This is a genomic window from Thalassotalea sp. ND16A, from assembly GCF_000764205.1.
Classification (GTDB): Bacteria; Pseudomonadota; Gammaproteobacteria; order Enterobacterales; family Alteromonadaceae; genus Thalassotalea_A.
This window is the reverse complement of the sequence record NZ_JQDZ01000104.1, coordinates 46,867-59,540: the sequence shown is the minus strand read 5'-3', so window position 1 is coordinate 59,540 and position 12,674 is coordinate 46,867. Positions and strand designations below refer to the sequence as shown.

The 12,674-nt window shown below is 40.9% G+C and carries 13 protein-coding genes and 1 other RNA gene; 7 read left to right on the top strand and 7 right to left on the bottom strand.

Annotation, left to right across the window (positions count from 1 at the left end; genetic code table 11):
• The first annotated feature begins 5 nt into the window (after positions 1-5).
• The 4 genes from fba to ND16A_RS04480 all read left to right on the top strand — a co-directional run bounded on the left by fba (position 6) and on the right by ND16A_RS04480 (position 3,838).
• Complete coding sequence (gene fba, locus ND16A_RS04470; protein ID WP_033078610.1) at positions 6-1,070, top strand: class II fructose-bisphosphate aldolase; 1,065 nt, start codon at positions 6-8, stop codon at positions 1,068-1,070.
• A gap of 239 nt (positions 1,071-1,309) precedes the next feature.
• The gene (locus ND16A_RS0119560) at positions 1,310-2,200 is read left to right on the top strand and encodes a DUF481 domain-containing protein (RefSeq protein ID WP_052073239.1); all 891 of its coding nucleotides are present in this window, start codon (positions 1,310-1,312) and stop codon (positions 2,198-2,200) included.
• Between the two features lie 152 nt (positions 2,201-2,352).
• Positions 2,353-3,288 carry a LysR family transcriptional regulator gene (locus ND16A_RS04475; RefSeq protein WP_033078609.1) on the top strand — a complete coding sequence of 312 codons (936 nt, stop codon included), beginning with the start codon at positions 2,353-2,355 and terminating at the stop codon, positions 3,286-3,288.
• Positions 3,289-3,448: 160 nt separating this feature from the next.
• Positions 3,449-3,838 carry a hypothetical protein gene (locus ND16A_RS04480; protein WP_033078608.1) on the top strand — a complete coding sequence of 130 codons (390 nt, stop codon included), beginning with the start codon at positions 3,449-3,451 and terminating at the stop codon, positions 3,836-3,838.
• A gap of 57 nt (positions 3,839-3,895) precedes the next feature.
• Here the strand turns inward: ND16A_RS04480 and ND16A_RS04485 are convergent, their stop codons facing one another.
• On the bottom strand, positions 3,896-4,252 hold the full coding sequence (locus ND16A_RS04485; RefSeq protein WP_033078607.1) for an RnfH family protein: 357 nt from the start codon (positions 4,250-4,252) through the stop codon (positions 3,896-3,898).
• 3 nt (positions 4,253-4,255) lie between these two features.
• Positions 4,256-4,684 carry a type II toxin-antitoxin system RatA family toxin gene (locus tag ND16A_RS04490; RefSeq protein WP_033078606.1) on the bottom strand — a complete coding sequence of 143 codons (429 nt, stop codon included), beginning with the start codon at positions 4,682-4,684 and terminating at the stop codon, positions 4,256-4,258.
• A 400-nt stretch (positions 4,685-5,084) separates the two neighbouring features.
• Between ND16A_RS04490 and smpB the strand changes: the two genes are divergently transcribed.
• Positions 5,085-5,570: an SsrA-binding protein SmpB gene (gene smpB / locus ND16A_RS04495; protein ID WP_033078647.1), complete on the top strand. Its 486-nt coding sequence runs from the start codon at positions 5,085-5,087 to the stop codon at positions 5,568-5,570.
• A gap of 91 nt (positions 5,571-5,661) precedes the next feature.
• Here the strand turns inward: smpB and ND16A_RS04500 are convergent, their stop codons facing one another.
• On the bottom strand, positions 5,662-6,132 hold the full coding sequence (locus ND16A_RS04500) for a hotdog fold domain-containing protein (RefSeq protein ID WP_033078605.1): 471 nt from the start codon (positions 6,130-6,132) through the stop codon (positions 5,662-5,664).
• 396 nt (positions 6,133-6,528) lie between these two features.
• Here ND16A_RS04500 and ssrA point away from each other — a divergent pair.
• Positions 6,529-6,879: a transfer-messenger RNA gene (gene ssrA, locus ND16A_RS20730) on the top strand.
• A 79-nt stretch (positions 6,880-6,958) separates the two neighbouring features.
• Here the strand turns inward: ssrA and ND16A_RS04505 are convergent.
• From ND16A_RS04505 to ND16A_RS04520, 4 genes are all read right to left on the bottom strand, one after another.
• On the bottom strand, positions 6,959-8,281 hold the full coding sequence (locus ND16A_RS04505) for a hypothetical protein (protein WP_152593908.1): 1,323 nt from the start codon (positions 8,279-8,281) through the stop codon (positions 6,959-6,961).
• A gap of 17 nt (positions 8,282-8,298) precedes the next feature.
• Positions 8,299-9,258 carry a hypothetical protein gene (locus ND16A_RS04510; protein WP_033078603.1) on the bottom strand — a complete coding sequence of 320 codons (960 nt, stop codon included), beginning with the start codon at positions 9,256-9,258 and terminating at the stop codon, positions 8,299-8,301.
• Complete coding sequence (locus ND16A_RS04515) at positions 9,240-9,923, bottom strand: hypothetical protein (RefSeq protein WP_033078602.1); 684 nt, start codon at positions 9,921-9,923, stop codon at positions 9,240-9,242. The genes ND16A_RS04510 and ND16A_RS04515 overlap by 19 nt, the downstream gene beginning before the upstream one ends.
• Before the next feature lie 383 nt (positions 9,924-10,306).
• Positions 10,307-11,848 carry a tetratricopeptide repeat protein gene (locus tag ND16A_RS04520; protein ID WP_052073238.1) on the bottom strand — a complete coding sequence of 514 codons (1,542 nt, stop codon included), beginning with the start codon at positions 11,846-11,848 and terminating at the stop codon, positions 10,307-10,309.
• Between the two features lie 404 nt (positions 11,849-12,252).
• Between ND16A_RS04520 and ND16A_RS04525 the strand changes: the two genes are divergently transcribed.
• On the top strand, positions 12,253-12,489 hold the full coding sequence (locus tag ND16A_RS04525; protein ID WP_033078601.1) for a hypothetical protein: 237 nt from the start codon (positions 12,253-12,255) through the stop codon (positions 12,487-12,489).
• The last annotated feature ends 185 nt before the right edge of the window (positions 12,490-12,674 follow it).

The following is a 12,674-nucleotide window of genomic DNA, read 5'->3' as shown; positions in this document are numbered from 1 at the left end:
TGGTAATGGCTTTAATTTCAATGCGTCAAATGCTAGACCATGCAGCAGAATTTGGTTACGGGATCCCGGCGTTCAACGTCAATAACTTAGAACAAGTTCGGGCAATTATGTTAGCGGCGCGTGACACCGACAGCCCGGTAATTTTACAAGCTTCGGCTGGTGCACGTAAATACGCAGGAGCGCCATTTTTACGTCACTTAATCCTAGCAGCAACTGAAGAGTTTCCGGAAATTCCAGTGGTAATGCACCAAGATCACGGTACCTCACCCGCGGTATGTCAACGTTCAATTCAATTAGGCTTTTCATCGGTAATGATGGATGGCTCATTAGGTGAAGATGGCAAAACGCCTTCATCATACGAATACAACGTTGACGTAACCCGTCGCACCGTTGAAATGGCGCATGCCTGTGGTGTAAGTGTTGAAGGTGAACTGGGTTGTTTAGGCTCGCTTGAAACCGGTATGGCCGGTGAAGAAGACGGCATTGGCGCAGAAGGCATTCTAACTGCTGAGCAAATGCTAACCGACCCGGAAGAAGCGGCAGACTTTGTTAACAAAACGCAAGTAGATGCCTTGGCAATTGCCTGTGGTACCTCACACGGCGCGTATAAATTTACTCGCCCACCCACGAGCGACATTTTATCAATCGATCGTATTAAAGCCATTCACGCACGTATTCCTAACACGCACTTAGTGATGCATGGTTCATCATCGGTGCCACAAGAGTGGTTAGCGGTAATTAATGAGTTTGGCGGCAACATTCCTGAAACTTACGGTGTACCGGTTGAGCAAATTCAAGAAGGCATTAAAAACGGTGTGCGCAAGGTAAATATCGATACCGATTTACGCTTGGCGTCAACGGGTGCCGTGCGTCGCTTTTTAGCGCACAACCCTACGGAATTTGACCCGCGTAAATTCTTACAAGTAACGACCAATGCCATGTACGATATTTGTAAAGCCCGTTACGAAGCGTTCAACACCGCCGGTAATGCCAGCAAAATTAAAGCTATCTCGTTAGACGATATGTATGCTCGTTATGCAAAAGGCGAGTTAAAAGCGTTAATTAAATAAATGATTAGCGGATAATTCATACCGCTACATTGTATTTATTGTAAAAGGGCCAATCGGCCCTTTTTTAATGGATAGCTAATATCGCGATAAATAAAATTATACCAATTTGGTATTTTACTGGTCAGCTGAGCGAACTTCGTTATAATAACCGCGGTTAAAGGATTACCGATATACAATAGCAATACACAAACAATAACAATAACTAGAGATATCAGGCACAACGCCTAATTAACTAAACCATGAAACAGCTAATTTCCTTTATCCTATTACTCGTACTTTCTTCCCCCGTAGTCGCAGAAGATAGTTTAAATAGTCAGCCCATAGACGCCATACTTACCGCGTTAAACCCGGTTGAAAAACCTGAATGTTACCACTTTACTGACGAAGTCCCGCCGGAAGAATTTATAGGTTTTCCCGAGTGCGACATTACTGCATCAGTCATTACCGGCTCGGTGGAAGTGGGGGCATTTTTCAATACCGGTGATAACGACTATGCCATTGGTAAGGCAAAAGCCGATTTAGTGCACGAGGTAGGTAAATTACGTTCCAACTGGATATTGGACTTATTTGGTCGTATTAGCGAAAAAGAGCAAGAAAATGGCAAAAAGGAATTTGAAACTACCGACCAAAAATGGGCTACTTCATTGCAAAGTAACTACACCTTAGAAGAAGGTGGAAAAAACTACTTGTTCGGTTTCGTCTCGTACGAAAGAAATCGCTTTAATGGTTTCGACTATCAAAGCTCTATTGCATCGGGTTGGGGTCGACGATGGTATGAGACTGATAAAGCATTTTTTGATGCTGAGGTTGGACCGGGTTATAAAGTTGATGAAGTAGCCGAAACCGACACGCACAATAATGAAACCCAAAAAGCCGTTATCATTCGTGCTGCGGCAACGTATGAGAGACGATTTTTTGATACCATGCAATTTAAGCAAACGTTTAGTGCCGAAATGGCGCCTAAATCCGGCGAAAACAGTAAGTATCAATCGGTGAGTTCAATTACCACGAAACTGATTGATTCATTAGCATTAAAGTTTGCCTTCAAGGTAGATCACAATACCGAAGTAGAAAAAGATACTGACAGTACCCGTACCGAAACGTCATTAACCTTAGTGTTTAGCATTTAAAATTGTTTATCTATGAATAACGGCATCGCCTGTATTAAGGGCTATGCCGTTTTTTTATGAGGATGCCGAAATATTTGCAAGTAATAGCCAACAAGCCTGGAAAACCTGTTAAAATTCATATAATTTATCATTTTTAATTTTGCATTTACTTTATGAATATCTCCAATATCGATCTTAATTTGCTGGTTGCCTTTGATGTGTTACTGCGCGAAAAAAATGTCACTCGTGCTGCTAATCACTTAGGCATTACCCAACCGGCAATGAGTAACTCGTTAAAGAGATTAAGAACCTTGTTAAACGATCCGGTTCTGGTAAGAACCTCGGATGGCATGGCGGCAACCGAAAGAGCCGCGACGCTTGCGCCAAAAATTCGAAAAATTTTGTTAGAAACCAAAGAAGCGTTACAAACGGTTGAAGACTTTGAGCCACAACACAGTACCCGGGTGTTCCGTTTAATGGCCAGCGACTACGCCGCCTCTACCTTGCTGCCGAAGCTGTTAGAAAAAATTAATCGCATTGCCCCCCATATTACCATCGACATAATGACGCCAAGTGATGTGACCTTTCATGACGTTGAAGATGGCAAAATTGACATGGCGATAAACTTATTTGATCAGCTACCGCAATCGTTTCATCAAAAAGTGCTTTGGCAAGATGGGTTTTCTTGTTTAACCCGAAGCTCAAACCCAATACTTGAAAACTTCGACTTGGACAGTTACCTGGCCAGTAAACACGTATGGGTGTCAAAAACTGGTTTTGGTGTCGGCCTGGGAATGGACCCAAAAGATGTACACAATCTGGGCTTGGTCGACGAAGCATTAGCCGAAATTAATAAGCAACGCGACATCAAAATATTCACTCGTAATTACCACTTAGCGATGCAGTTAGCGCATGATGATCAAATTATCGCTACGCTACCGAAAAAAGCCGCAATGGTCCATAAGCAAGACCGCGGTTATGCGATATTGGATGTGCCATTTTGCATTCCTGATATTGAATTGAAAATGATCTGGTCGCCGCTGCTGCATCACGAACCCAGCCACATTTGGTTTCGACATTTAGTCGATGAAGTTGCCAAGCAGTGTTAGCACTAACATTTTTTGAAATATTTTCCTTAGTTTGCCGTTCATCTTGTAAATATGGTGGCTCGTCTATAAACGCTGGCAATTAACACTTAATTAACATAGATTAAGCTCAGCAAAAAAATCTACATTAATGCAGTTACCATGGTTAAGTTGGGAGAGTAGAATGAAAACGCAATTGAATGTGAAAAGCTTTGTATTAGCGATGCTTGTTGGCTTAGCAATACCAATGACAAGCCAGGCTTTAGAAGACTCTAAGGTACGTTTTACCAAAGACATGCACGTAAGTATTAGCACGGTAACCGGCAATTACTTTAATGCCTATGATGTATTAATTAATAGACCCTTAGCGCAACTGGTTGAGGTAAATAGCGTTACCCAAAACAAATTCACTCCGACCAAAACTGCCAACAATGTTTTCGCCATGGCGATGCAAGTACAAGATAAGCTACAGTATTTTATGGCGGTAGTTGGCGATACGTTCTCGGATGATGACAGCTTAACAACTGAGCAAGAATGTCGTACCACCCGATTGGCCAAACTGTTTACTTTTTAGCTGCAGCTAAATTTAATGCCTCGCTTTCATCACGCCTAGCGGTGAGCAAAGCTAGGCTTATTCACTCTTTGTTTTAGCGCGCTGCGGGTTTACTCTCCCCCCTGTAACTTTGTCGGCGCGACCTTCTTCTTTGGCTTTTTCGGCGCGGCGCTTGCGCACTTCTTTCGGGTCGGCAATTAACGGCCGATATATTTCAATTCTATCGCCATCGCTAAGCTGCTGCGTTAATTTCACCGCTTTGTTCCAAATGCCCACTTTATTAACTTCCAAGTCTATCTCGGCATATTTCTGACAAATGCCAGATTCAATAATTGCCTGTTCAACCGTAGAATTTTCGTCTACGTGTAACACCAACAGCGTTTGTTCCGTAGGAAGCCCGTAAACCAGCTCTATTGCTATTTGCTCAACTGCCATAGGTTAATATACCTCTTTTGCTCTTTTGGTAAATGCCGACACCATGCTATTGGTAAGACTATCAAAAATGCGGCCAAAAGCCATTTCAATTAGTTTACTCGAGAATTCATAATCGAGTACCAGTTCAACTTTACAGGCTTCGTCACTCAACGGCGTAAGTAACCAGTAACCGGTTAATGTTTTAAATGGTCCGTCTTTTAAGTTCATCGTGATTTTTTTATCTTTGCTCAACGAATTGGTGGTGGTAAACCATTTTTTAATGCCACCTTTTGCCACCAATAACGACGCCGTCATCGAATCATCAGTCGATGACAGTAATTTAGACTCGCGACAACCGGGTAAAAACTCTGGATACGCGGATACATCGTTAATTAAATTGTACATTTGGGCAGCACTATACATCACCAGTGCGCTGCGGTTTATTGCTGACATTTACTTCCCCCTTTCAAAATGCATTTGTTTATACCCGTTGCCATTCAAAGTGCTGGATTTCAGTGGGAGTTAAAAGCAATTTAGGCAAGGCATTCATTTTAGAGCATGGTTGCTCCATTGTTAAAATTAATAACGCGGCATAAATTGCTTTTAACCCCATCGAAGAAGTGCTTGAGCGATATCACTAGTCATTGCAGCTATTTTAAATGGAACAACCATATCGGCATAACTGCGCCTTGTATTGGTATCGCTCAAGAACTCTGAAACCAGCATCTTGAATGGTAACGGGTATATTACCAAAGGCAAAATAAAAGCTCACCCTCTGCCGCAAAAAATTTTCCAATAAAAAACGCATCTAGCGGTATCAATGTCATTATCTTTCAGTATAATAAGCGCCGTTATGGCAAAGAAAAAATCAAAAAACAAACAAGCAAGTAATACCATCGCTTTAAATAAAAAGGCGAGGCATAATTATACCCTTGAAGACAAGTTCGAAGCCGGCATGAGTTTGCAAGGCTGGGAACTGAAAAGCATTCGACAAGGCAAAGTCAACATTTCTGACTGCTACGTGTATATTAAAGACCGTGAAGCGTATTTACTTGGCGCTGAAATTCATCCGTTGTTATCCGCATCTTCGCACGTGGTGTGTAACCCTACCCGCGATAGAAAGCTCTTGTTGAGCCGTCGTGAGCTAGACCGCTTAATTGGCGCGGTCGAACGCCAGAGTTACTCGATGATAGCCACCGCGATGTACTGGAAAAGAAACTGGGTAAAACTGGAATTCTATTTGGGTAAAGGTAAGCAAAGCCACGATAAGCGTGCCGACATCAAAGATAGAGAATGGAAAGTTGACCAGGGCCGTATCATGAAGCAAAAAAGCCAGTAATACAGGTTACCAAGTTACAACGCTAACCTAAAACCAATCAAAGCAATAACGCCAGCAAAAACGCTGGCGTTTTTTTATTGCATAAACAAATTTACTTCTTGACCGGTTTCTTGCTTACCCAAAGTTTAATAGTACCGGTTACCACTACCACATCGTTAATATCGTATGCGGTAACTGGCACTAAAAAGTCCCCTTCTTGCCATTCACAACCGGTTAAGTCCGCAACACAGCGAATATTACTGCCCGCTTTGGCAGTGTAATCAAGCGACATGCCCTTAGGGATCCAGCGTAAATGTGCAGGAATTGATGCTTCTGAAACCGCGCCCATCGCCATTTCCAAACCATTACAAATGGCAATCACATGCACGGTACCAATGTGGTTCTCCACAATTTTACGTTTTTTGATCAACACTTCACAGTAACCGGGACGCAATTCAACCACATACGGCTTGATGGTTTTAAAATACGGCGCCCAGCGGGCAAAAAACCAGGAAAACAATCGATTGCCAAACGAGAATTTATGCCATTTATTATAGATATCTAAAAGTTTTGGTTGTGCCATTTTCACGCCTTATTGTTATTTGGGAGCAATTCCCCACCAAACTGGTCTAATCAGTTAATCAAAGTAAACTTAATATAAACGGTTAACCAAGAAATGCAACGATAAACGCATAAAAATTGGTTAGCAGATCTTCAGCCTACGTTAATTCACGCTCCTAAGGTTGGCGGGACTTCAGTCTCGCGAAATGGCGAAGCCACTGGTTGGCGGGATTTCAATCTCGCGTAATGGCGAAGCCACTGGTTGGCGGAACTTCAGTCTCGCGTAATGGCGAAGCCACCTAACCTTTGAACACTTAAAACACAACAACTGTACATTAATTACCCGCGTTGTTTCTACACCAATTAAGCGCTATAATAGTCATTCTATTGAGTTATTTCGTAAACCAATAGAAACTTTGGGGCGGATTCAGGATTCGACGAGATTCACGAAACCCAAGGTGCATGCCCAGGGGCGGTTGGCCTGGTAAAAAGCCGCAAAACTATAATTGCTAACGACGAAACGTTCGCACTAGCCGCTTAAGGCTAGCCATCGCCTCATAGTCTTACCTGTTGTCTAGAGGATCGATGGTCACCCCAAATAGGTTAGCGAGGGAACTGTGTCTGACGGTGAACCGCGAAACAGTATCAGACTCACCATGACGAAGTCTGTCGTTTGACGTCTAATTGGTTAAACAAATAAACGACTAAGCATGTAGTACCGAGGATGTAGGTTTTTCGGACGGGGGTTCAACTCCCCCCCGCTCCACCAATTTAGAGAATAAGAGCTTTCCTGAGCTCTTTTTTTTCGCCTGAAATTCAGTGATAAAACGTTTTAAATAGCTCACGGTTTAATTTTTAGTGCTAACCTCTTCTAATTTGAAACTAAAACTACCTACACCTCTGTTGCCTGAGATTTTTAAAATGTGCTCACCAACTTCTTGAGTTCCAAAACCAAACTCTTTTTTCTTGTCCGAAGTAAAATTACCTGAACGATATAACCATTGCTCTCCAGGACTTAAAAATTCAAATGATAACAATACGCTGTTGCTTTGCTTTAAATTCGTTAACTTATACGCGGTATTGCCTTTACTGAATATTCGATAGTATGCAACGGTTCCGCTAGATATAAATCCTTTAGCAATATCGTTGTGACCAATGATGTTAGCCTCACCGGTTAGCTCTTCTGGGGTTGCAACTTCTTCCAGTTTGAGACTAAAACTACCTACACCTCTGTTGCCTGAGATTTTTAAAATGTGCTCACCAACTTCTTGAGTTCCAAAACCAAACTCTTTTTTCTTGTCCGAAGTAAAATTACCTGAACGATATAACCATTGCTCTCCAGGACTTAAAAATTCAAATGATAACAATACGCTGTTGCTTTGCTTTAAATTCGTTAACTTATACGCGGTATTTCCTTTTGAAAGTATATTAAAGACTTTTACAGTCCCTTCGGCTATTTCACCTTGAAATATCTGTTCCTTTTGGTCTGTTGAACTGGGGGCAACTGCTTGAGTTGTTGGTGTTGTCTTTCGTGTAACTAAACCACTTTCACGTGATATTTTTTCTGCTTCCGTTTCAAATGTACTGACAACTGATTGAGAAATATTGGTGATATCATCCAGTCTAAGTACCTTACCTACTCCATCTTTGACTGAAACCAGTATGCCAATTGGGTAGTCGCCTACGTAAACTGTACTGCCACTCATGCCTTGTTTGATAGTTTTTTTGCTGCTTGAAAGTTTAATATGAAAATATGTATGGATCTCTTTCTCAACGATAATTAGATCGTACTCTGTTAAGCCACCATTTTTCTTTCGAAAGCTTAGTTTTGCATTTGTTAAACTGTTTAATATGGCAGATACTCTTGCTCCATCGCGCCAAGTACTTTCCCGACATAATTCAGTATCGGATGATGGCACTGATAGTACTGCTAAATCTTGAGGGTATTGAGTCAATAAGCTTACCGCTATATCGCGCTTGAAACGTCCACTGATGTAAATTGATTCAGAGTCTTCGATTACATGTTTTGGGGTATATACTAAGCAAGTAGAACCTACCTGACGTAACATTCCTCGGCCAAATTCCATATCAGTTTCTATAAATACATCAGACGAAAAAACAGAGAAACACGTGATATAGATGAACATTCCTATAAAAAAAGTTTTAAGCATGATAAAAATCCTTCTCGTTATTTATGAATCATTTCTATCCTTAATAAGAAATTGATGACACCAAAGAGAAACTGCACAAAGACAATAGCAATCGATAGACTAAACGCTAACTCATAGTCATTACTCACACGATCAATAAAACTGCTTTCAATTAATTGAGGTTCCATACGATAACGTTGAACATATAGATTTCCACCGTGTAACGAAACAATTGCGGTCATTCCAGGTTCGTCTTTTACCACCCTTATTATGGCGGTTTGAGAAGAATCCTTTACCGAATTGTTATAAATATAATCGCTCTTTTTTATGACGTAAGGAGTAAATTGATACGTTGATTGAAAAAATAGTGTCTCACCAGTAACGGTAATTTCACCCGACAATAACAATGGATAATAACCATCTGAAGCATCTGTAATACTCTTACCTAACTCCACATGGCCTATTGCATTAAACTCTAATACAGGATTCTCCTCATTCAATTGCACTTTTATCGCTAAGCAGTTGTTATATTCAACCCCTTCACCTTCAATTTCAAAATAACCCTTTATATTTTTTTTATTCTGCTCTTTTTCATTCACATTTTTCGGAGCTTTGACTAAAACAATTGTCACTTCATTGTTCAGCATACGTGTGATCTTAAGCAAATAATTCCTGTTAACATCCAACTCGCCCTCGGAATATGTTTCTTTACTGAAATCGCCACACTCTTGTGCGTATTTAAAATTCTTTATAATAATAGGGGGAGGTAATACTTTTGTAGTCTGGTAGCTGATGTGTTCACTTTCGGCAGTAATTAAATATTTTGTGTTGTCATCAAGCTTCTTAAACACTGAAAAAGTAATGATCGAGAGAATAAATACTATTAAAAAACATAATATTCCCACTAACACTAGAACTTGAGGTGTCGCATCCGCAATTCCTAACTGCTTTTTTAACCAGATTATAAAAGTGACCTGCTTTATTTTTTCGGCTGCCATATTTTATACTTTTTCCCTTTAGCTCCAGCTGTGGTAGTAAATACAATAAAATTATTTTTGGGTTGGGCGTTTGGCGGCAATGTGCATTCATAGTTAAAAGAAGTTTTTACGTTTCGCGATATTGGCTCACAAAATGTGACTTGTTTCCCGATGTTAATATCAACGTAGGCGAGTTTGGCAAAATCTCCAGCGCTATTAATGTAAAATTTTTGTTGTAATGTATTTGGCTCTCCCCAAGCAGTAGGAAAGATGAAATGTGTTTTTTTATTCCTTTTGGTTATTACTTCTTGATAGGCATAAACCGATACTTCTTCCGCCTTGTAACTAGCAAGTTCTTCTGTATATTTTGAAGGAATGGCGACTTCAACCCACTCTTTATCAGTTGGTAGAAACTTAACGGCAAATTCCGCATGATATTTACCATCAATACTCAAGATTTTAATATTAAGGTTTTTAGAGTTTTCGCTTTTAGCAATAAATAAATTATCTAATTGTGCTGTTTCGTCGGCACCTTCAAATTGAAAAGCGGTTAACACACCTCCAGAGACATCAACGTTAGAATCGTAGCCTTCTTCCAAATTCAATATTTCATACGGCTTTTGCTCAGCAAAGCAATTGAAGCCAATAAGTAATAGCAGGTATGGTATTAGCGATGAACGATCCAAGGTGTTCTCTCACTTCACTTGGGGATGAATAATCATACAGTATAGCTTAAAATTAAGTATATTTAGACGAGCGTTCGGGTATGTTAGTACTAAGGTTATAGATTGCTGATATTGGCTGATGCAGTTTTCCGTAAAAGACAAGCAGAGCTGAGCCTAACGAAGACAAGGATAAAAAACCCGAGTGGGAGTTAACCCTTATAGGCGTTCTGGTACGTAAATCCGGGGGCCAATTTAACTCAGTCCGTAATATATGTCTGTACCGATCATATTTTTATGAATTACAAAGGAACTACTCGCCCTACTCCACCAACTTAAAAGATTAAAGAGCTTTCCTGAGCTCTTTTTTTTCGCCTGAAATTTGATATTTACCAAAAGACAAAGATTTACTGCTTAATTTGTTTCGATGCTGCACTCGCCCCGGTTAAGCTGTTCAACCTATTTGGATTGATGGACAAGCTATCATTATATGCAGTCAAGGCCTTGGCATAATCGCCATTTAACATATACATGTCTGCCAATAGTTCGCGTGCCGGAAGTACCGCCCCAGGAGTTACCGGATTTTTGTCCAGTGAATCTTCAATGTCGGCTGCTCGCTTGAGTTGATTTATTGCCTGTTTTTTATTGCCCTGCTCGTAACTAATCCATGCTGTGACCACTTGCCTTTGGGCATCGACCAGTGGTGCCCAATACTTAGGGCTGATTGTTAATGTCTTATCGTATAATTGGTCAAGCACTTTCAGATTTTCCTTCGCCGCGTTTACATCGCCATTGCGGGCGGCACCCAGACCACGCGTGTAATAGGTAATGGCTTCAATCTGAGGGAATTTCATCCAGTCAATATAGGCTGGGGTTTGCGTTTTTAATTGGCTGGCCAATTGCCATTGCTTTTGTTCTAAAAACATCCGCGCCGGTATGGTAGTTAAGGCATACGCAGCCGGGAAAGTGGCTTGAATAGGATGGTGCGCTTCCACCTCTTTTATCACGGCTAAAGCCTTTGATTTATCTTCGCTTTGCAAATAACCATAGATTAAGTAATCGATAGCATGAATGTAGTGCATGCTGGTAGTACCTTGGCTCGGATATTTTAACGCCGCTTTTGCCGAGCGTGTATTCCAGCTAATAACATCATCCCACATGCCTAATCTGACGAAAATATGGGTAGGCATATGCAGCGCATGCGGTACATCGGGTGCGATTTGATCGTACGCTCTGGCAGCTTCAACCGCATGTTTGGCAAGCAACGCACTGTCGTAAGCATGTATGGTGTAATGAATTGCCCCGGGATGAGTTGGTAATGATTTATGTATTTTAGCTAACAGTTTTCCCGCCTTTTGTTGCTGACTGAACGTGGCATCCTGCTTGGGGGCCATGACAATTTGCGACAAGGCATAGAACGCTGTCGCATCAATATCATCAGGATATTGTTGATACACTGCTTCCTGCGCTTTTGCCCATGCGGCAATTCTTTCTTTATCGGTTTTTACCTGCCAGTTTTCGTAGTATGAGGCTGCGGCTTGTATATAGTATTTTTCTCGAGTTGAAGCATTTAGCTCTGTTGCTTTTTTAATTACCTCTGCACCTCGTTGCAAGGCTTCCTCTTTTATTGTATCTGGCCATAAGGGATGAAATAACGTCATCGAATATCCCCAGTACAACATCGCGCATTCGGGGTCTTTCGCTATCCAGTGATGAAAAAGGTTTTCGGCTTGTGCGTACATCATGTGATGCAATAAACCAACGCCGGTATTCATCGCCTGTTGTGCTTTATCGCTGCAAGAAACGTCAAAGTCAACGTTGCCCAAGTTACCAAGCTTGCTGATGGTCAAGTCTTGATGCTCATGACCCTCATGGGAAAGACCACTATTACTGATGACAAGCGTGCAACTCATTGTCATTAAAATGAATAACATTCTTTGCAAAGACATGACTTTCTCCAATAGAAGTTGGTGGGTATTTCTCGCAAGAACATTGAAACTCAATTTCAACCAGACGAGATGAAATGATGTTCTTGTAGCTATCTACAGCATTGAATAAGTTTAGGTTAGAAAGTGTAAACTTTCATGTTTTGCTGGCGAGCTATGGTTCGATAAAGTGGCGCTTTCAACAGACCGGTGAATATCACTTTCAGGGCTATAGCAGTGCAAAAAAATAAACTTGATAATGTGTGCCATCATCAAGTTTATTGCCGTTGTGCACTAACTGGCTTGCAACACCATATTAAATGGCGTTTCTTGTGAGCATGAACAAGGGGTTCACCCACAAGTTGAGGCGGCATAATATAATAGACTCACCGGGTTAATGTTATCATTCACATTGTCGTTAGCGGCTGGTGGTACAAGCTGACAATGTCGATTTATGTGTCAAAGATCCTGGCAAAGAAATTGACATATACTTTACCACCACAGTAAAAATCATGGCCGATATATGGATGGGTGATACGACTTATAAAAAAGCGATAAAAACAGCGCAATTAACCTTGATTGGCCATAAAGCCTTGACTCAAAATGTAAGTCAATGGATGAGCAACAGCGTATTTACCGATATTCCACCAGCTAAAGATATATAGTTTATTTTAAGCGCAGCAACAATAGTAGGGATAAAAAAACAAACGTAATGCGCGCCCTCTAAGCTTGAGCCATTTACCGGATACGCAATTTTGAGCAGTTTTAATCGGCACTTTTTTTAAAATGCGACATACTATTACCAAGTTGATCAATTATCTGCTCATTTTTAATGGTTAAAGAATTGTAT